Genomic DNA, 1,362 nt, shown 5'->3' on the forward strand with positions numbered 1-1,362 from the left:
CGGCCGGCGGGAGCGGCGGGGGCCGGGAGCGGCCTGCTGTTCCTGCGCGAAGACGAGATGCGCCAGGCGCAGGAACTGATGACCCTGGCCTGGCGCGATTTCGGCGCGGTGGTCGATCCGGTGCTGGAAGAGCTGGGGCTGGGGCGGGCGCATCACCGGATATTGCAACTGGTCGGGCGCCATCCGGGCATCGCGGTCGGCGCGCTGCAGGACCTGCTGGGAATCACGAAACAGAGCCTGGGCCGCGCGCTGGGGGAACTGCAGGCGCGGGATTATGTCGCGCAGGAGGTGGGACGGCGGGACCGCCGGCTGCGCCTGCTGTCGCTGACCGCGGCGGGGGCCGCGGTGGAGCGGCAATTGTTCGATCTGCAGCGCGAGAAGCTGGTCGGCGTGTATCGTGATGTCGGCGCCGCGTCGGTCGAGGGGTTCCGTCGCGTCATGCAGGGCCTTATGGACGACAGGACGCGGCGCGTGCTCGAAGATGTGATCGCGGCGGGCGAGCGGGCGCGTCGGGCCAGGATGTGAAGGCGTCGGGTTGGGCGGCCTGGCAAGGGGCGCGGGCGGCAGGGGTGTGGGCGAGGGGCATGGACGGACGGGACAGCGGAACGCGGGATGGAGCGGTCGCCGGGGCGCATATCCTGGTGGTGGATGACGACCCGAGGCTGCGGCGCCTGCTGCAGCGTTACCTGACCGAGCAGGGATTCCGTATCAGCGCGGCGGCGTCGGCGGCGGAGGCGCGGCAGGTGCTGGGGTTCATGCAGCCCGACGCGATGGTGCTGGACGTGACCATGCCCGGCGAGACCGGGCTGGCGCTGACCCGCGCGCTGCGCGACGAGGGGCAGGATCTGCCGATCCTGCTGCTGACGGCGCGGGGCGAGCCCGAGGACCGTATCACCGGCCTGGAAGCCGGGGCGGACGATTATCTGGGCAAGCCGTTCGAGCCGCGCGAGTTGCTGTTGCGCCTGAAGGCGCATCTGCGCCGCTTCGCGCCGCCCGCGCCGTCGGAGAATCTGCGCGTGGTGCGGCTGGGCGGCCTGGAATTCGACCCCGCGCGGGGATTGCTGCAGGGCCCCGGGGGCAGCGTGCATCTGACCGGCGGCGAGGTCGCGCTGCTGACCGTGCTGGCGCGCCGGCCCAACGAGACGCTGTCGCGCGAGGAGATCGCGCGGGTCCTGGACATGGAGGAAATCGGCGAACGGGCGGTGGACGTGCAGGTGACGCGGCTGCGCCGGCGGATCGAGTCCGATCCGCGTGAGCCGCGCTTTCTGCAGACGGTGCGTGGCAAGGGCTATGTGCTGAAACCGGGATTATAGCGGCGCGGGGGGCGGTCGGTGCCGCTGTTCGGTGATCGCCGGCGGGAGC

The 1,362-nt window shown here is 72.0% G+C and carries 2 protein-coding genes; both read left to right on the forward strand.

Features of this window, described 5'->3' with window-relative positions:
- On the forward strand, positions 1–525 hold a 525-nt coding region (locus HUK84_RS18450; RefSeq protein ID WP_176641531.1), incomplete at its 5' end, for a MarR family winged helix-turn-helix transcriptional regulator.
- Positions 526–584: 59 nt separating this feature from the next.
- Entirely contained in the window at positions 585–1,313 is a 729-nt protein-coding gene (locus HUK84_RS18455) for a response regulator (RefSeq protein ID WP_176641532.1), read from the forward strand.
- Positions 1,314–1,362: the final 49 nt, after the last annotated feature.

The organism is Nguyenibacter vanlangensis (genome assembly GCF_013376155.1).
Lineage (GTDB): Bacteria > Pseudomonadota > Alphaproteobacteria > Acetobacterales > Acetobacteraceae > Gluconacetobacter > Gluconacetobacter vanlangensis.